This is a genomic window from Pantoea sp. SM3 (assembly GCF_000963995.1).
Lineage (GTDB): Bacteria > Pseudomonadota > Gammaproteobacteria > Enterobacterales > Enterobacteriaceae > Pantoea > Pantoea rwandensis_B.
In genome coordinates, this window is the sequence record NZ_JZRD01000005.1 from 177,321 (window position 1) to 195,738 (window position 18,418).

Consider the following 18,418-nt stretch of genomic DNA (forward strand, 5'->3'; position numbering starts at 1 on the left):
TTACCATGCTTAACGCTTTCCTGACGCTAACGCCACGATCGGGGGGAATTGCGGAGTTTCAGCCATAAAAAAACGGCAGGCGATGAGGCCTGCCGTTGTTCTGTTGCGTCGGAATTAGCGATGCGCCAGTTCAGCGTGCTCGTCGCTTTCCAGCACTTTTTTATCGGTCAAACCGAGCCAGCGACTGGTGAGTGAACCTGCTGTCATCGAACCATTGACGTTCAATGCGGTACGGCCCATATCGATCAGCGGCTCGATGGAAATCAGCAGGGCAACCAGTGTGACTGGCAAGCCCATCGCTGGCAGCACAATCAGCGCAGCGAAAGTAGCACCGCCGCCAACACCGGCAACACCGGCTGAGCTCAGCGTAACGATACCGACCAGTGTCGCAATCCACATCGGATCAAACGGGTTGATGCCGACCGTTGGTGCAACCATCACCGCCAGCATGGTCGGGTACAAACCGGCGCAACCGTTCTGACCAATGGTGGCACCAAAGGAAGCCGAGAAGCTGGCAATCGATTCCGGCACACCAAGACGGCGCGTCTGCGTTTCCACGTTCAGCGGAATGCTGGCCGCACTGGAACGGCTGGTGAAAGCGAAGGTGATCACCGGCCATACTTTGCGGAAGAAGCGCATCGGGTTGATACCGTTCACTGACAGCAGCAGGGCGTGCACGCCAAACATGATCGCCAGACCGAGATAAGAGGCCACCACAAAACCGCCCAGCTTGATGATGTCCTGCAGGTTAGAGCCTGCCACCACTTTGGTCATCAGCGCCAGCACACCGTACGGCGTCAGCTTCATGATCAAACGCACCAGTTTCATCACCCAGGACTGCAGCGTATCAATTGCCACCAGTACGCGCTCGCCTTTGACTTTGTCATCCTTCAGCAGCTGCAATGCCGCCACGCCGAGGAAGGCAGCGAAGATCACCACGCTAATGATCGAGGTTGGGTTAGCGCCCGCCATATCGGCAAACGGATTTTTCGGGATAAAGGAGAGCAGCAGCTGCGGCGTACTGAGATCTGCAACCTTGCCTACATAGTTGCTCTGGATCGCGCTCAGACGTGCGGTTTCCTGCGCACCCTGCACCAGACCTTCTGCGCTCAGGCCAAACAGCCCGGTGACCATCACACCCACCAGCGCGGAGATCGCGGTGGTGAACAGCAATACGCCAATGGTCAGCACGCTGATCTTGCCGAGTGAAGAGGCATTATGCAGGCGCGCGACAGCGCTCAGGATCGACGCAAACACCAGCGGCATCACAATCATCTGCAGCAACTGGACATAACCGTTGCCGACAATGTTGAACCAGCTGATTGAATCCTTAACCACCGGGCTGTTTTCGCCATAAATGGTTTGCAGCGCCAGACCGAACAGCACGCCAATCACTAAGCCAGTCAGCACGCGTTTCGACAAGCTCCAGCTTTGGTTGCCAATGCGATTCAACAGAATCAGCAACGCAACAAAGGCGACGATATTAATAATGAGGGGAAAATCCATACTCGACTCCAGAGGTGTGCCGCGCAGCACGTTTGGCTGGCACGGAAAACAGTAAGTTCCCGTCAGGGAATGTCAGGAATGTTACCAGTTCAGGAAAGTGCAGGCTTATACTCAAAAGGAATGGTTTATAACTTTCTTGATTGATCTGCCTGATTATTGACCGTTTTGACCATTAACCAGCCGACCGACTCCATTTTGCAGCGTATTAAACAGTTGCTCGGGCCAACCGTTGGCACCAAAAGAGGGCATGCCAGCGGGAAACCACAGTGCATATCCGACCAATGCGAGGCAAAGTGCGCGCTCCAGCTGATTACCTTTTTGGCTGTTGAGCAGCGGCAGGCGGAAACGCCAGCGGCACGGCCACAGCAAGGGGACGCCTGCGGGGGTCAACATGTCGGCGACGATGTGACTGAGATAGCCCAGCGTCATCCCCTGTAAGACATCGGCAGGCAGGAACCAGTCCGCCGGGACGTTAATCTGGAATAGCCACAGGCTGACCGCCACCGCCAGCAAACTGTGAGTAAATCCACGATGACCAAAGGCGCGAGCGATAGGTTGCGAGATCCATTTCAGGCGCTGGCCTAACACAGATTTAGGATGGTCAATATCAGGCAGCAGACAGGTCAGAAGTGCAGCAGGCACGAGATGCCACCAGTCGGCGCTGGCCATGACTGGCGTCAGCTCCGCACGCTTAGCAAAAATCGCACTGGCAATGGCAAAAATGATATGGCCTTCGGCCGTCATGATGAAACCTGGCTGCAAAAACTGTCGATGCATCCAGTATAGGGATTTATCCAGTGAAATAGAACGGTGACGCTGTAACGAAGCGTTAATATTTTTCGCTTTCCCGCGTCATAATGACGCGGGAAAAGAACAGGTTAGCGTGCTAACCATCCACCATCGACGGCCAGCGTGTAGCCGTGCACATAATCTGCAGCGTCAGAAGCCAGAAACACGATCGGACCCATCATATCATCCGGAACACCCCAGCGTCCGGCAGGGATGCGCCCAAGGATCTCTTCATTGCGCGACTCATCATTGCGCAGTTGTTCGGTGTTATTGGTCGCCATGTAGCCAGGAGCGATGGCATTTACGTTAATGCCGTGTTTCGCCCACTCATTGGCCATCAGCCGCGTTAAACCCATCACTGCGCTTTTCGACGCAGTGTAAGAGGGCACGCGGATGCCGCCCTGAAAGGAGAGCATTGAGGCGATATTAATAATTTTGCCGCCGTTGCCCTGAGCGATAAACTGACGCGCCACCTGCTGAGACAGGAAGAACAGGCTTTTGCTGTTGATGTTCATCACATCGTCCCAGTCCTGCTCGCTGAAGTTGAGCGCATCTTCACGGCGGATGATGCCCGCGTTATTCACCAGAATATCGATACGTCCTGCCTGAGCCACGGCTTGCTCAACAATCTGCGGCACCCCTTTCGGCTGAGTCAAATCGGCCTGAATCGACCAAAAGCGGCGGCCCAGGGCTTCAACTTTAGCCTGTGTATCGGCAGGACCGGCACGGTTAACGCCGATGATGTCACAGCCGGCTTGCGCCAACCCTAAGGCCATCCCCTGACCTAAACCGGTATTGCAGCCGGTGACCAGCGCAATTTTGCCTTCAAGATTAAATGCGTTAAGAATCATCTTCCGCTCCTGTTAGCGCAGCGCGCTGATGCTGACGTGATCCATGTCATCGAACACCTGGTTTTCGCCCACCATGCCCCAGATAAAGGTATAGCGCTGTGTCCCCACACCGGCATGGATTGACCAACTCGGTGAAATCACCGCCTGCTCGTTGTGCACCAGTAAATGGCGCGTTTCCTGCGGCTGACCCATCATGTGGAAAACGGCGCTGTCATCTGCCATATCAAAGTAAAAGTACACTTCCATGCGACGTTCATGGGTGTGACACGGCATGGTGTTCCACAGATTGCCGTCATCAAGACGCGTGAGTCCCATGGTGAGTTGGCAGGTAGGTAACACATCCGGCACGATAAATTTATTAATGGTGCGACGGTTTGAGGTCGCAGCATCGCCTAACGTGGCTTTGACTGCATCCTGCAGGGTAATCTTTTTATCCGGATAACGGGTATGTGCGGGTGCGCTGTTGTAGTAAAACTTCGCTGGAAGATTGGCGTTGCTGCTGCGGAAAACCACGCTTTTGGCACCCTGGCCAACATACAGCGCCTCCTGATGGCCCACCTCCCAGGTTTTGCCATCGACGTCAATCAAGCCCGGTCCGCCAATGTTGATCACGCCCAGTTCGCGGCGTTCGAGAAAATAGCTGACGCCCAGCTGTTTGCCGACTTCCTCACCGATCGTCACCGACTGCTGAATTGGCATAACACCCCCAATGATGATGCGATCAATGTGGCTGTAAGTGAGGGTGTAATTGTCGGCCGCAAAAATTTTCTCGATCAAAAATTCGCGACGTAATCCGGCGGTGTCCAGATTTTTTGCATGCTCAGTATGAATGCTTTGACGAACGTCCATCTCAGACCTCTCAAAGTTAAAGGAAGTGTCCCGAAGTGGGTCTTTGGGCATCTTAGGCAGGATGGGACATGAATTCAATAAAAATGAAACGTTGTTTTATTTAATTGTGTGGGCGATCTAATACACACGGTTATTGCTGTAGTGAGTGCTCAGAGGAACAATGGAAAGCGTTGCCCACAGGTGGGCAACGAGAGTGGATGGGCTGCGTCCTGGCCCGACACAGGTGTATCAGAATTAATTGAACAGATGCTCAGCTTTCAGCTCGGTCAAATTCGCCAGCTTCACATTGGCCAGCGCCCAACGCGCATCATCCGCGTACTCAGCTGCAGGCACCACAATCGAACGCATGCGCGCGGCTTTGGTGGCGATCATGCCATTAAACGAATCTTCCAGCGTCACACAGTTCAGCGGATCCACCGCCAACTTCGCCGCCGCATCCAGATAGACCTGTGGATGAGGTTTGCTGTAAGGCAGTGCTTCGGCTGAAGCAATGGCGTCGAAGTATTTGCGCAGGTCGAACATCTCCAGCACGCGCTCCAACATAAACAGCGGTGATGCTGAGGCGAGGGCGATCTTCAATCCCTGCTGCTGGCAAAGTTGCAATGCCTGTTCAACGCCGGGCAGTAATGGACGCGTCTCCTCAACCAATGCCAGTGCGCGGGCAATGATACGTTGCGTCACTTCCGCCTGATCCGGGCCGTTCCACGGCAGGGCTTCAAACCACATACGGACGGTTTGATCGATGCGCAAACCCAGCGTATCGGGCAGTTCATGGCGGCGGGTAATATCCACCCCCAAACTGGCAAACACATCCAGTTCCGCCTGATCCCACAGGGGTTCAGAATCGATCAGCAATCCGTCCATATCAAAAATAGCGGCCAACACCGGGCGACGATAAGACATACAACAGCTCCGTTTGAAATTTGCCCTACCATACCATGTGCAGCCGGTAAATCCGACTCACGGCAGGTTACGCATTTTTCAGGAAAAAAAGCCGCAGTGCAGGTAGACTTAGGGCAAAACTACTGTATGTGAAGGGAGACACCATGACTTACCAACAGGCTGGCCGCATCGCCATCCTTAAGCGAGTGGCTGGCTGGGTAATTTTTATTCCGGCGCTGCTATCCACCATTATTTCAATTCTCGGCTTCATGTTTAAACACAGTGAAAAGCAGCCGGGCATTGATGCCGTGATGCTCGATTTTGTCCATGTCATGGTCGACATGATCAAGTTCAACACGCCGTTTTTGAACCTGTTTTGGCAAAATTCACCGGTTCCGGAGTTTAATGGCGGTGCCAATATTGGCTTCTGGATCATCTACATCCTGATTTTCGTCGGCATTGCGCTGCAGGCGTCAGGCGCACGCATGTGGCGTCAGTCGCGTCACATCAAGGAAGGTATTGAGGATCAGTTGATTCTTGAACAAGCCAAAGGAGCAGAAGGACGCACACGCGCGCAGCTGGAAGAGAAGATCCATGTCCCGCGACATACTATTTTGCTGCAAGTTTTCCCGCTCTATATCCTGCCAATCGTGATTGCTATTGCGGGTTATTTTGTCCTGAAATTACTGGGCATGCTGTAAGGCGTCAGGCCGGCCTGGCCTGACGTTGTCCCAATGCATCTTCATTTAACAACTGGTCAATCGCGAATTGTGCGGCGTTTGTCCAGTTACCGGCAAACACGTTGGCGCGGTTGAGCAAATAGTAGAGCTGATACACGGGCTGTCGTTGCGAAAATCCTTCTGCCAGCGGCCACACCGAGTGATATCCCTCGTAAATCTGGCGTGGCAATTCGACGTAGTAATTTAGCATCGCGAGATCGCATTCTCGATCGCCCCAATAGCAGGCGGGGTCAAACAACCATGGCCCACTGCTGCTATCCGCGCAGTTAGCAGGCCACAAATCGCCGTGTAATAAAGAAGGCTGTGGATGATGATTGGCCAGCGCGCGTTGCACGCAATCGACGATCAGTTCGGTATTGCCGTATTGCACCCCTTTCTCAGCGGCCAGTTGTAGTTGCCAGCCAATACGCTGTTCAGCAAAGAACACCGACCAGCGGCGTAGCCAGCTGTTGGGCTGGGGGGAGGTGGTGATGTTGTTATCGTAATCGAGGCCAAACTGCGGTTGCTCGCTCCATTGATGCAGGTGAGCTAACTGCTGGCCAAGCTGGAAGGCGCTGTGTTCGTTCAGCGCCTCTGGCTGAATATACTCCAACAGCAAAAAGCTGCTGTCGCGGTCATTCCCGACGCCATACACTTTTGGCACCCGGACCGTCTGTGTCCGCGCCAGCAAGCCCAACTGATCCGCTTCCCAGCTAAACAGGGTGAGCATATCGCGCGTATTACATTTAACGAAAACGTCGAGATCGCCGTAGCGGAGGCGCCAGGCAGGATGCACATCGCCACCGGGAAGTTCGTAACGTTCAGTGATTTCAGCTTCACCGGCGTGTTCGCTCAACAGACGACTAATGGCTGACCACATTGGGTAATCCTCTTTATTCGCTGCGTAAGTTTGATTGTAGCGCTCAAAACTTCAGCAAAACCAGTGGTGGGGCGATTATTTGTGGCGCGTCAGGGTTTTGCCTTTAGAAATTCGGAAAGCGTGCTGATTTTCACCCCTGCCTGGCGGTGCAAAGCAACATCGGCCAGCCCGGCTGCGTGTTCCGCAATCTCGTGTTGTTCCAGGGCAGTGATGATGCCAAAACTGTTGGTCCCCAATTCATGTGAACGGCCCTCGTCGTCATGCAGGGTCGTGGTGTAACCGCCATTGACCATCACACTGTTCAGAGATTGCAGATCGCCTAAGCTCTCATCCGAATAGCTTAGCGTGACAATGTAACGTTTCAGGTCGTGGTTACTCATCATTCACCTCGTTGTTATGGAACAAATTCCAGCGTAGACCAGCGCTGCGAATAGAGCGAATTCTGCGCAATTGGGAGGGGAAAGGAGGCGTAAATCTGCGTCAACAGGCTTCAGAAAATTCTTGTATCAATTGGGCTGCTATTTGGTTAATTGCCTCTTATAATGCGCAGCGGAAATGGGAAAGCTCCTATTAACCATGCGGTTCCAGCGCGGAACCTGGCATTTCTGGCACCTTCATACTTTTTTACAAAACTTACCGTAAATTGCATTGATTGGCCGGGAAAACTCTTCAGACTCACTCTTTTTTAAACTGCCGTACGGGTCACATTTAATGAAAGCCTTTAATAAGCTGTCCGCTGTTGTATTGCTCTCTGCTGGAGCATTTTGTCACCAGGCATTAGCTGATAACACTGTTTTTACCTCTATGGATGACCCTTCAACGGCAAAAAAACCGTTTGAAGGCAGCGCGTCAGCGGGATATCTGGCTCAAACCGGTAACACCACCAGTTCAGCGCTGAGTGCTGCGACCAACATGACCTGGTATCAGACCAACACCGCTTACAGTCTCTGGGGTAATGCCGCGAACAACTCCTCAAACGATGAGCGTTCGTCAGAGACCTACAGCCTGGGTGGTCGTACTCGTTACAACCTGAACAGTGCTGACTACCTGTTCGGCCAGGCAAGCTGGTTGAGCGACCGTTTCAACGGTTATGACTCACGCGATGTGTTGACCGCAGGTTACGGTCGCCAGATCCTTAATGGCCCGGTGCATTCACTGCGTGCTGAATTCGGTCCAGGTGTTCGTTATGATGACTTCCACGCGGGTGGCCACGAAACCAAAGCCCTGGGCTATGGTGCGGTGAGTTATCAATGGCAGCTGACGGATACCACCAAGTTCATTCAGGGTGTATCTGTGCTGAGCAGCTTCGGTGATGATACGACGGTGAACTCCGAAACCGGCTTGCAGGTAGCGATTAACTCGCACTTTGCGCTGAAGCTGGCTTACAACGTGACCTGGAATAACAATCCGCCAGAGTCTGCGCCGGATCGTACCGACACCAAAACCACCATCCAGCTTTCTTACGCGATGTAAGCGAGCCGTGATGAAGAAACCGTTGCCGGCCTGCGCCGCGCAGCGGTTTTTTTTTATCTGTCGATGGCTTAGCGCATTTTTCGCGGGTTTAGATCGCGGCAGAAAGCTGCTATTATCTCCGGCGCTTTACATTCCTGGCGTCATTCCGACAACGTGGGTCTGACATTACGCCGGGTTACTCAAACAGAACTCAATGTTGCATGTAGGCTTTCGTGTGGCTTACCACTGCAATTAAGGATATGAAATGCCAGTAATTACTCTTCCTGATGGCAGCCAGCGCGTATTTGACCGTCCGGTCAGCGTGATGGATATCGCTCTGGATATTGGACCGGGTCTGGCGAAAGCCTGCATTGCCGGTCGTGTTAATGGCGAGCTGGTGGACGCGGTTGATCCGATCACCGAAGATGCTCAGGTGGCAATTATCACCGCCAAAGATGAAGCCGGTCTGGAAATTATTCGTCACTCTTGTGCACACCTGTTAGGGCATGCAATTAAACAGCTGTGGCCGAATACCAAAATGGCGATTGGTCCGGTGATTGATAACGGCTTCTATTATGACGTCGATTTGGATCACACCCTGACGCAGGAAGATCTTGAGCTGCTGGAAAAGCGTATGCACCAGCTGGCTGAGACTAATTACGATGTTGTGAAGAAGAAGGTGAGCTGGCAGGAAGCGCGTGACGTGTTTGCTGAGCGTGGCGAAAGCTACAAAACCACCATTCTTGACGAAAACATCAGCCACGATGATCAACCTGGTTTGTATCATCATGAAGAATATATCGACATGTGCCGCGGTCCGCACGTGCCGAACATGCGTTTCTGCCATCACTTCAAACTGCAGAAAATCTCCGGTGCTTACTGGCGCGGCAACAGCGACAACAAAATGCTGCAGCGTATTTACGGTACAGCGTGGGGCGACAAGAAGCAGCTGGCTGCCTATCTGCAGCGCCTGGAAGAAGCGGCGAAGCGCGATCACCGTAAAATCGGTAAGCAGCTCGACCTGTACCATATGCAGGAAGAAGCGCCAGGTATGGTGTTCTGGCACAACGACGGTTGGACCATCTTCCGTGAACTGGAAGTGTTCGTCCGTACCAAGCTGAAAGAGTACGATTACCAGGAAGTGAAAGGTCCGTTCATGATGGACCGTGTGCTGTGGGAAAAAACCGGCCACTGGGAAAACTACAAAGAAGCGATGTTCACCACCTCTTCAGAGAACCGTGAATATTGCATCAAGCCAATGAACTGCCCTGGCCACGTTCAGATCTTTAATCAGGGTCTGAAATCCTACCGTGACCTGCCGCTGCGTATGGCGGAATTTGGTAGCTGCCACCGTAATGAGCCTTCAGGCGCATTGCACGGCCTGATGCGCGTTCGTGGTTTTACCCAGGATGATGCACACGTCTTCTGTACTGAAGATCAGGTTCGTGATGAAGTGAACAGCTGTATCCGCATGGTTTACGACATGTACAGCACCTTCGGTTTTGAAAAAATCGTGGTGAAACTGTCGACCCGTCCGGAGAAACGTATCGGTACCGATGAAATGTGGGACCGTGCGGAAGTGGATTTAGCAGAAGCGCTGAAGGAGAACGAAATTCCGTTCGAATATCAGCCAGGAGAGGGTGCCTTCTACGGCCCGAAAATTGAGTTTACCCTGTACGATTGCCTCGACCGCGCATGGCAGTGCGGCACCGTTCAGCTAGACTTCTCCCTGCCAAAACGTTTGGACGCCACTTATGTGGGCGAAAACAACGATCGTCAGACGCCGGTCATGATTCACCGTGCGATTCTCGGTTCAATGGAGCGCTTTATCGGCATCCTGACCGAAGAGTTCGCGGGCTTCTTCCCGAGCTGGCTGGCCCCGGTGCAGGCTGTGGTGATGAATATTACCGACAGTCAGGCAGAATATGTCAGTGAATTGACAAAGAAATTGCAGAAAGCTGGCATTCGTGTCAAAGCAGACTTGAGAAACGAGAAGATAGGCTTTAAAATCCGCGAGCACACATTACGTCGCGTCCCTTATATGCTGGTTTGCGGTGAGAAAGAGGTGGAAGCAGGCAAAGTTGCCGTGCGCACCCGCCGTGGTAAAGACCTCGGGAGCATGGACGTAGATGTGTTTGTTGAGAAGCTGCAACAAGAGATTCGCAGCCGACATCTTCACCAATTAGAGGAATAAGGTTATTAAAGGCGGAAAACGAGTACAACCGACGCGTCCGAACCGTATCAACGGCGAAATCCGTGCTACCGAAGTGCGCTTAACTGGCGTAGACGGCGAGCAACTTGGCATTGTGACATTGCGCGAAGCAATTGAGAAAGCCGAAGAAGCTGGCGTAGATTTAGTTGAAATCAGCCCGAACGCCGAACCGCCGGTTTGCCGTATTATGGATTACGGCAAGTTCCTTTATGAAAAGAGTAAGTCTTCTAAGGAACAGAAGAAGAAGCAGAAAGTTATCCAGGTTAAGGAAATCAAATTCCGTCCTGGTACCGATGATGGCGACTATCAGGTCAAACTACGCAACCTGATTCGCTTTCTGGAAGAGGGCGATAAAGCCAAAATCACGCTGCGTTTCCGTGGTCGTGAAATGGCGCACCAGCAGATCGGTATGGAAGTGCTCAACCGCGTCCGTAAAGACCTGTGTGAAGATCTGGATCTGGCCATTGTCGAGTCCTTCCCGACTAAGATCGAAGGCCGCCAGATGATCATGGTGCTCGCACCGAAGAAGAAACAGTAGGCCTTCAAGTAATAATACCGCGCAGCGTTCGCGCTGTGCGGAATTTTATTCGCCTGTCTGATTCATTTTATTAACAATGCGAAGTGGATATTTGTAAAAATGCCAAAGATTAAAACTGTCCGTGGCGCGGCTAAGCGCTTCAAGAAGACCGCTTCTGGCGGCTTCAAGCGTAAGCACGCGAACCTGCGTCATATTCTGACTAAGAAGTCTACCAAGCGTAAACGTCACCTGCGTCCGAAAGGCATGGTGTCTAAAGGCGATCTGGGTCTGGTTGTTGCCTGCCTGCCGTACGCATAAGTAAACTTTTTATAAATCTGCCTGAACACTTTGCGTACTGCAGGGAATAGGGCATCACAGAATATGATATAGGAGAGCTCACATGGCTCGCGTAAAACGTGGTGTAATTGCTCGCGCACGTCACAAGAAAATCTTAAAACAAGCTAAAGGCTACTACGGTGCACGTTCACGTGTTTACCGCGTTGCTTTCCAGGCTGTTATCAAAGCTGGTCAGTATGCTTACCGTGACCGTCGTCAACGTAAGCGTCAGTTCCGTCAGCTGTGGATCGCGCGTATCAACGCTGCGGCCCGTCAGAACGGTATCTCTTACAGCCGTTTCATCAATGGCCTGAAAAAAGCCTCTATTGAAATCGACCGTAAGATTCTGGCTGACATCGCTGTATTCGACAAAGTGACCTTCACGGCACTGGTCGAAAAAGCAAAATCAGCTCTGGCGTAAGTCAGATGAAAAAGGGAGCTTGCTCCCTTTTTTATTGCCTGCAACTCACGCAAAAGATTGACATTTTAACCGCTGGGCTTTTCAATAGTGCGGTTTCTATCAAGACAAGGTAACGCAAGCATGCACGCTGCTATTTTCCGTTTCTTTTTTTACTTTAGCGCCTGACAATCGGGGGCTTTTGCGCATAAGAAAAGAAACGAAAAATCGCGCTGAAAGCCTCCCTCGTGGAGGCTTTTTTGTTTCTGGCGACACTTAATCGGATCTCACGGTCCTTACAAGAACTGACCAGCCTGGCTGGAAGAAGAGGAAATCATGTCCCAACTCGCAGACCTGGTGGCCCGTGCCACGGCCGCTATCGACGAGGCGTCGGATATCGCCGCCCTGGACGCCGTGCGCGTCGAATTCCTGGGTAAGAAAGGGCACCTGACGCTGCAAATGACCACCCTGCGTGAACTGCCAGCGGAAGATCGTCCGGCAGCAGGCGCGGTGATTAACGAAGCGAAGCAGCAGGTACAAGACCGCCTTACCGAGCGTAAAAACACCCTGGAAAGCGCTGAACTGAATGCACGCCTCGCCGCAGAGACCATTGATGTCTCGCTGCCTGGTCGTCGCGTTGAGAACGGTGGATTGCACCCGGTGACCCGCACCATCGACCGTATCGAAAACTTCTTCGGCGAGTTGGGCTTTGCGGTGGTCACGGGTCCGGAAATCGAAGATGACTATCATAACTTCGACGCACTCAACATTCCCGGCCACCATCCGGCGCGTGCTGACCACGATACCTTCTGGTTCGATGCCACCCGTCTGCTGCGCACCCAGACGTCTGGCGTGCAGATCCGCACCATGAAAAACCAGCAGCCACCGATCCGCATCATCGCGCCAGGTCGCGTGTATCGTAACGACTACGATCAAACGCACACCCCAATGTTCCATCAGATGGAAGGCCTGATTGTTGATAAAGACATCAGCTTCACCAATCTGAAAGGCACGCTGCACGATTTCCTGAACAACTTCTTTGAAGAAGACCTGCAGATTCGCTTCCGTCCTTCTTACTTCCCGTTCACTGAACCCTCCGCAGAAGTGGATGTGATGGGTAAAAACGGCAAGTGGCTGGAAGTGCTGGGCTGCGGCATGGTGCATCCAAATGTTCTGCGCAATGTCGGCATCGATCCGGAAGTTTACTCGGGCTTCGCTTTCGGCATGGGGATGGAGCGTCTCACCATGCTGCGTTATGGCGTGAACGATCTGCGCGCCTTCTTCGAAAATGATTTACGTTTCCTCAAACAATTTAAATAAGGGCAGGTTATCCAATGAAATTCAGTGAACTCTGGTTACGCGAATGGGTAAATCCAGCCCTGGACAGCGCTGCGCTGTCTGAGCAAATCACCATGGCCGGCCTGGAAGTGGACGGCGTGGATCCTGTCGCCGGTGCGTTCCATGGCGTGGTCGTGGGTGAAGTGGTGGAGTGCGGCCAGCACCCGAACGCCGACAAACTGCGCGTGACCAAAATCAACGTGGGCGGCGAGCGCCTGCTGGATATCGTCTGTGGCGCGCCAAACTGCCGCCAGGGCCTGAAAGTCGCCGTGGCGACCGTCGGCGCTGTGCTGCCAGGCGATTTCAAAATCAAAGCCGCGAAACTGCGCGGTGAGCCTTCAGAAGGCATGCTGTGCTCGTTCTCTGAGCTGGGTATTTCCGACGATCACAGCGGCATTATTGAACTGCCCGCTGATGCGCCGATTGGCACGGATATCCGCAGCTATCTGCAACTGGATGACAACACCATTGAAATCAGTGTGACCCCTAACCGTGCTGATTGCCTCGGTATTATCGGCATCGCGCGCGATGTGGCGGTGGTCAACGGTTTGCCACTCACAGAGCCAACGATTGAGCCCGTTAAGGCAACAATCACCGATACCTTCCCGATTCGCGTGGACGCCACAGAGGCTTGCCCACGTTATCTGGGCCGCGTGGTGAAAGGGATTAACGTAAAAGCGGCAACGCCACTGTGGATGCGTGAAAAACTGCGTCGCTGTGGAATCCGTTCTATCGACCCGGTGGTAGATATCACCAACTACGTTCTGCTGGAACTGGGTCAGCCAATGCACGCCTTTGACCTCGACCGCATTGACGGCGGCATTGTGGTGCGCATGGCGGAAGAGGGTGAAGTGTTGACGCTGCTGGATGGCACTGAAGCCAAACTCAGCAGCGATACGCTGGTGATTGCTGACCATCAAAAAGCGCTGGCGATGGGCGGTATTTTTGGTGGTGAGCACTCTGGTGTGAACGAAGAAACCAAAAATGTGCTGTTCGAGTGTGCCTTCTTTGAACCGCTGGCGATCACCGGCCGTGCACGTCGTCAGGGCCTGCATACCGATGCGTCACACCGTTACGAGCGTGGTGTTGATCCGGCGCTGCAATTCAAAGCCATTGAGCGTGCTACCCAGCTGCTGCTCGACATCTGCGGTGGTGAAGCAGGTCCGGTTATCGATCAAACCGACGCCAGTAAATTGCCTGAGCGCGCCACTATCACTTTGCGTCGCGAAAAGCTGGACCGTCTGATTGGTCACGAGATCGCCGATGAGCAGGTCACCGATATCCTGACGCGTCTGGGTTGCGAAGTGAGCGTGGGCAATGGCGAGTGGACAGCCGTTGCGCCAAGCTGGCGTTTCGATATGGCGATTGAGGAAGATCTGGTTGAAGAAGTGGCCCGCGTGTACGGCTACAACAACATCCCAGACGTGCCAGTGAAAGCCAACCTGATCATGACTCAGCATCGCGAAGCGGATTTGTCGCTGAAGCGTGCGCGTAACCTGCTCGTCGATAAAGGTTATCAGGAAGCCATTACTTATAGCTTCGTTGATCCAAAAGTGCAGCAGTTGCTGCATCCAGGCGAAGAAGCGCTGATTCTGCCAAGCCCAATTTCCAGCGATATGTCGGCGATGCGCCTGTCGCTGTGGACCGGCCTGCTTGGTGCAGTGGTGTATAACCAGAACCGTCAGCAAGGCCGCGTACGCCTGTTTGAGAGCGGTTTGCGCTTTGTTCCTGATACGCAGGCCGATCTCGGTATTCGCCAGGATCTTATGCTGGCGGGGGTTCTGAGCGGTAATCGCTACGAAGAGCATTGGGATCTGGCGCGCCAGACAGTTGACTTCTATGATTTAAAAGGCGATTTAGAGTCGCTACTGGATTTGACCGGTAAACTTGATGAGATTTCTTTCCGTGCAGAAGCTAATCCGGCACTGCATCCAGGACAGAGCGCGGCAATTTATTTACGCGGCGAACGAATCGGATTTATCGGAGTGGTTCATCCGGAGTTGGAACGTAAGCTGGATCTCAACGGCCGCACCTTAGTGTTTGAACTGCTTTGGAATAAGGTCGCAGACCGCGTCCTGCCTGACGCGCGCGAGATTTCACGCTTCCCGGCGAACCGTCGTGATATCGCTGTGGTAGTGGCTGAAAACGTGCCCGCAGCAGATATCATCGCGGAGTGTAAGAAAGTTGGCGTAAATCAGGTAGTTGGCGTAAACTTGTTTGACGTGTACCGTGGTAAGGGCGTGAACGAGGGCGAAAAGAGCCTCGCGATTAGCCTGATTTTGCAGGATACCAGCCGGACACTCGAAGAAGAGGAGATTGCCGCGACCGTTGCCAAATGCGTTGCGGCATTAAAAGAGCGATTCCAGGCAACCTTGAGGGATTGAACCTATGGCGCTTACAAAAGCTGAAATGTCAGAGTACCTGTTTGAAAAACTCGGGTTGAGCAAACGCGATGCCAAAGAGTTGGTTGAGCTCTTCTTTGAAGAAGTTCGCCGCGCGTTGGAGAACGGAGAACAGGTTAAACTGTCCGGATTTGGTAATTTTGATCTGCGTGACAAAAACCAACGTCCGGGCCGTAACCCGAAGACGGGGGAAGATATTCCTATCACTGCCCGCCGAGTGGTGACCTTCCGTCCGGGACAGAAGTTGAAAAGTCGCGTTGAGAACGCGACACCGAAGGACGCTGACTAATTTCAGTATGACAAAAAGGCCGCTTAGCGGCCTTTTTTATTGGCTGCAAGATAGCCATTCTGCGCAATTTTTCCATAATGTCAGGATTTCGTAAGTGTGCGGAAAATAAGATGAAAATCGGCACTGGCTGATAGTGACTGTCGCAATCCATTTGTTATAACAGCGCCATCACATAACAAGGGGTATTGCTGATGAAAAAGACAGCACTTTTACTGGGCATCCTGTTAGGCATGCCGCTGCTGGCTAGCGCCAATGTTTCCGTTAACATCAACACACCGGGTGTCTCTATTCATATCGGTGATCAGGATAAACGTGGCTACTATTGGGATGGCTACGACTGGCGAGCGCCAACCTGGTGGAAACAGCACCACAATCAGCGTGTTGGCATGAAAGGCCCACACGGTTACTGGAACGGTAATGGCTGGCAGTCACAGCACCCGGGCAATGCGCCGCGCCACGATAACAAACCTCAGCCGCGCGACCAGCATCATGACCCGCGTGATAGCCACGATAACCACGATAAGCGTGATAATCACGGTCAACCGATCCCGCCTCATCAGTAAGCATTGCTCAGCGGCACCCACTCGGTGCCGCTTTCTTTTTGCCACAATCTCACTAAAATCAAATCTCTGTTTTCTCAGCCAATCTCATCTATGACTCTGTTGGACCAGCTTGCTTATCAGGCCGATCGTCGCAGCCAGCGCTGGCTAATGCTGCTGAGTGCCACTCTGCTACTGCTGTTTGTACTCAGTCTGTGTGCCGGAGACAGCTGGATTTCCCCAACCCAATGGTTTTCATCGAAGGGTGAGCTCTTCGTCTGGCAGTTACGCTTACCGCGGACGCTGGCCGTGCTACTGGTGGGCGCAGCACTGGCGGTGTGTGGTGTAGTGATGCAGGCGCTGTTCAACAATCCGCTGGCAGAACCCGGCCTGCTTGGCGTATCAAATGGCGCGGGCATTGGGTTAGTGTTGGGTGTCATGCTGGGCAATGGCTCGTTATGGAGCCTGGCGCTGGCGGCGATGGCGGGCGCATTATTGATCACGCTGATCCTGCTGCACTTTGCCCATCGTCAGCTTTCAGCCAGCCGCTTATTGCTCACAGGGGTCGCGCTCGGCATTATCTGTAGCGCAGTGATGACATGGGCCGTGTACTTTAGCACCAGCCTCGATCTGCGGCAGTTAATGTACTGGATGATGGGCGGCTTTGGCGGTATTGACTGGCGCTATGGCTGGATGATGCTGGCGCTGTTGCCGGTTACTCTGCTGCTTACCGCCACCGCGCGTACGCTGAATTTACTCTCACTGGGGGAGACCTCGGCGCGTCAGCTAGGCCTGCCGTTGTTGTTATGGCGCAACCTGTTAGTGCTGGCGATGGGCTGGCTGGTTGGCACCAGCGTGGCGATGGCCGGTGCCATCGGGTTTGTCGGATTGGTCATCCCTCATCTGTTACGCTTAAGCGGTTTTAGCGATCATCGTTACCTGCTGCCCGCCTCGGCGCTGGCAGGGGCTGCGGTGCTCCTCGGGGCAGATATTATCGCCCGACTGGTGCTGACGTCGGCAGAGCTGCCGATTGGCGTGGTCACCGCCACCCTCGGCGCACCGCTGTTTATCGTGCTATTAGTGAAATCTTCGCGCTAGCAATGGCTGGCATCTTGGTCTCAACAACAGGAATCGACAATGAGCATTTATCAGACAGAACTGGTTACCCTGGACGGCGAAAAAACGACGCTGGCACAGTATCAGGACAACGTACTGCTGGTGGTCAACGTGGCGTCAAAATGTGGGCTGACGGCGCAGTATGAGCAACTTGAATCACTGCAGAAAGCCTGGCAGGACAAAAACTTTAGCGTGCTGGGTTTCCCCTGCAACCAGTTTCTGGAGCAGGAGCCGGGCAGCAACGAAGAGATCAAAACCTTCTGTAGCACCACTTATGGTGTGACTTTCCCGATGTTCGATAAAACCGATGTGAACGGTGCAGATCGTCATCCGCTGTATGCGCAGTTAACGGCAGCGCAGCCGGAAGCCGAACGTCCTGAAGGCAGCGGTTTCCTCGAGCGTATGGTGAGCAAAGGCCGTGCACCTAAAGCTGAGGGCGACATTTTGTGGAACTTCGAAAAATTCCTCATCAACAAACAGGGCAAGGTGATTGCGCGTTTTTCTCCGGATATGACGCCTGATGATCCGATCATCCTGAAACGCGTTGAGCAGGCGCTGGCAGAGTAAATGCTGTTGCAGTGTCAGGGAGTCAGCGTCGCAGGACGTCTGGCTCCGGTTGATCTCAGCGTCAATGCGGGTGAATGGATACATCTGGTGGGCCCGAATGGCGCGGGAAAAAGTACTTTGCTCAGTGCGCTGTCGGGATTATTACCGGCTCAAGGCGTGATTCAGCTTGCAGGAATGTCGTTGAGCCGCTTAAGCGGGTCCGCGCTGGCTCAGTGGCGTGCCTGGTTACCGCAACAACAGGCCGCGTTAGGGACCATGCCCGTCTGGCACTATCTACGATTGCATTTCTCTTCGGCGTCGCCGCAGGCAGATGTCACACTCAATGATGTGCTGACGCAACTCAGCGTACAGGACAAATTAACCCGTAAGCTGACGCAACTCTCCGGAGGCGAATGGCAGCGCGTGCGGCTGGCGGCGGTGGTGATGCAAATCCATCCAGCGATCAATCCTCACGGCAAGCTTTTAATTCTGGATGAGCCACTGACGGCGCTGGATGTCGCACAGCAGCGAGCCGTGGACAAATTGCTGCTCCAGCTGTGCCGCACCGGTATCGCGGTGATTGCCAGCGGCCACGATCTTAACCACAGTCTGCGCCATGCTGACCGCGTAGGGTTGATGCATCAGGGGGAAGTGGTCATGCAGGGACGTGCGCGGGAAGTCCTCACCGCCGCCAATCTCTCCCCGCTGTACCAAACCGAGTTTGAACAATTGGATACGCCGCAAGGCCCTTTGCTGTTTATTCCCTGAATAACATTGCCTGTTAAGCAGATTTGCCGC

General features: G+C 53.4%; 21 protein-coding genes and 1 other annotated feature. Of the genes, 14 read left to right on the forward strand and 7 right to left on the reverse strand.

The features are described 5' to 3' along the window. Positions 1-114 precede the first annotated feature (114 nt). From VI01_RS03155 to hxpB, 5 genes are all read right to left on the reverse strand, one after another. Positions 115-1,506 carry an L-cystine transporter gene (locus tag VI01_RS03155; RefSeq protein ID WP_045813960.1) on the reverse strand — a complete coding sequence of 464 codons (1,392 nt, stop codon included), beginning with the start codon at positions 1,504-1,506 and terminating at the stop codon, positions 115-117. Between the two features lie 153 nt (positions 1,507-1,659). Next, the gene (locus tag VI01_RS03160; protein ID WP_038650160.1) at positions 1,660-2,250 is read right to left on the reverse strand and encodes a metal-dependent hydrolase; all 591 of its coding nucleotides are present in this window, start codon (positions 2,248-2,250) and stop codon (positions 1,660-1,662) included. Between the two features lie 134 nt (positions 2,251-2,384). Further along, positions 2,385-3,146, reverse strand: a complete 762-nt coding sequence (gene kduD, locus VI01_RS03165; RefSeq protein WP_038647352.1) for a 2-dehydro-3-deoxy-D-gluconate 5-dehydrogenase KduD — start codon at positions 3,144-3,146, stop codon at positions 2,385-2,387. Between the two features lie 12 nt (positions 3,147-3,158). Beyond that, positions 3,159-3,995 carry a 5-dehydro-4-deoxy-D-glucuronate isomerase gene (gene kduI / locus VI01_RS03170; RefSeq protein ID WP_045813961.1) on the reverse strand — a complete coding sequence of 279 codons (837 nt, stop codon included), beginning with the start codon at positions 3,993-3,995 and terminating at the stop codon, positions 3,159-3,161. Positions 3,996-4,229: 234 nt separating this feature from the next. Next, on the reverse strand, positions 4,230-4,898 hold the full coding sequence (gene hxpB, locus VI01_RS03175) for a hexitol phosphatase HxpB (RefSeq protein WP_045813962.1): 669 nt from the start codon (positions 4,896-4,898) through the stop codon (positions 4,230-4,232). Between the two features lie 143 nt (positions 4,899-5,041). Between hxpB and VI01_RS03180 the strand changes: the two genes are divergently transcribed. Continuing rightward, positions 5,042-5,578 (forward strand): YniB family protein, encoded by a 537-nt coding sequence (locus VI01_RS03180; protein ID WP_045813963.1) that lies wholly within the window; start codon positions 5,042-5,044, stop codon positions 5,576-5,578. Between the two features lie 4 nt (positions 5,579-5,582). Here the strand turns inward: VI01_RS03180 and VI01_RS03185 are convergent, their stop codons facing one another. Next, a complete protein-coding gene (locus VI01_RS03185; RefSeq protein WP_038647344.1) occupies positions 5,583-6,476 on the reverse strand; it encodes a fructosamine kinase family protein in 894 nt (297 codons plus the stop codon). Positions 6,477-6,565: 89 nt separating this feature from the next. Continuing rightward, on the reverse strand, positions 6,566-6,859 hold the full coding sequence (gene ghoS / locus VI01_RS03190; protein WP_231638443.1) for a type V toxin-antitoxin system endoribonuclease antitoxin GhoS: 294 nt from the start codon (positions 6,857-6,859) through the stop codon (positions 6,566-6,568). A gap of 328 nt (positions 6,860-7,187) precedes the next feature. Here ghoS and VI01_RS03195 point away from each other — a divergent pair, with 328 nt between their 5' ends. The 13 genes from VI01_RS03195 (at position 7,188) to btuD (ending at position 18,388) form a co-directional block, all read left to right on the forward strand. After that, the gene (locus VI01_RS03195) at positions 7,188-7,949 is read left to right on the forward strand and encodes a YdiY family protein (protein WP_038647342.1); all 762 of its coding nucleotides are present in this window, start codon (positions 7,188-7,190) and stop codon (positions 7,947-7,949) included. 244 nt (positions 7,950-8,193) lie between these two features. Beyond that, on the forward strand, positions 8,194-10,122 hold the full coding sequence (thrS, locus tag VI01_RS03200; RefSeq protein WP_038647340.1) for a threonine--tRNA ligase: 1,929 nt from the start codon (positions 8,194-8,196) through the stop codon (positions 10,120-10,122). Between the two features lie 4 nt (positions 10,123-10,126). Further along, on the forward strand, positions 10,127-10,678 hold the full coding sequence (infC, locus tag VI01_RS03205) for a translation initiation factor IF-3 (protein WP_034821726.1): 552 nt from the start codon (positions 10,127-10,129) through the stop codon (positions 10,676-10,678). A gap of 99 nt (positions 10,679-10,777) precedes the next feature. Continuing rightward, on the forward strand, positions 10,778-10,975 hold the full coding sequence (gene rpmI / locus VI01_RS03210; RefSeq protein WP_006118955.1) for a 50S ribosomal protein L35: 198 nt from the start codon (positions 10,778-10,780) through the stop codon (positions 10,973-10,975). Positions 10,976-11,057: 82 nt separating this feature from the next. Further along, on the forward strand, positions 11,058-11,414 hold the full coding sequence (gene rplT / locus VI01_RS03215; protein WP_007892678.1) for a 50S ribosomal protein L20: 357 nt from the start codon (positions 11,058-11,060) through the stop codon (positions 11,412-11,414). 115 nt (positions 11,415-11,529) lie between these two features. Further along, positions 11,530-11,655 (forward strand) — a sequence feature (Phe leader region). Further along, positions 11,535-11,579, forward strand: a complete 45-nt coding sequence (pheM, locus tag VI01_RS25295; protein WP_121626058.1) for a pheST operon leader peptide PheM — start codon at positions 11,535-11,537, stop codon at positions 11,577-11,579. It overlaps the preceding feature by 45 nt. 71 nt (positions 11,656-11,726) lie before the next feature. Then, on the forward strand, positions 11,727-12,710 hold the full coding sequence (gene pheS / locus VI01_RS03220) for a phenylalanine--tRNA ligase subunit alpha (RefSeq protein WP_038647337.1): 984 nt from the start codon (positions 11,727-11,729) through the stop codon (positions 12,708-12,710). A gap of 14 nt (positions 12,711-12,724) precedes the next feature. After that, complete coding sequence (gene pheT / locus VI01_RS03225) at positions 12,725-15,112, forward strand: phenylalanine--tRNA ligase subunit beta (protein WP_045813964.1); 2,388 nt, start codon at positions 12,725-12,727, stop codon at positions 15,110-15,112. Positions 15,113-15,116: 4 nt separating this feature from the next. Next, complete coding sequence (gene ihfA, locus VI01_RS03230; protein ID WP_007892687.1) at positions 15,117-15,419, forward strand: integration host factor subunit alpha; 303 nt, start codon at positions 15,117-15,119, stop codon at positions 15,417-15,419. A 191-nt stretch (positions 15,420-15,610) separates the two neighbouring features. Next, a complete protein-coding gene (locus tag VI01_RS03235) occupies positions 15,611-15,982 on the forward strand; it encodes a DUF2502 domain-containing protein (RefSeq protein ID WP_045813965.1) in 372 nt (123 codons plus the stop codon). 90 nt (positions 15,983-16,072) lie between these two features. Then, on the forward strand, positions 16,073-17,056 hold the full coding sequence (btuC, locus tag VI01_RS03240) for a vitamin B12 ABC transporter permease BtuC (RefSeq protein WP_045813966.1): 984 nt from the start codon (positions 16,073-16,075) through the stop codon (positions 17,054-17,056). Positions 17,057-17,095: 39 nt separating this feature from the next. Then, entirely contained in the window at positions 17,096-17,641 is a 546-nt protein-coding gene (locus VI01_RS03245) for a glutathione peroxidase (RefSeq protein ID WP_038647329.1), read from the forward strand. Beyond that, positions 17,642-18,388 carry a vitamin B12 ABC transporter ATP-binding protein BtuD gene (btuD, locus tag VI01_RS03250; RefSeq protein ID WP_045813967.1) on the forward strand — a complete coding sequence of 249 codons (747 nt, stop codon included), beginning with the start codon at positions 17,642-17,644 and terminating at the stop codon, positions 18,386-18,388. The last annotated feature ends 30 nt before the right edge of the window (positions 18,389-18,418 follow it).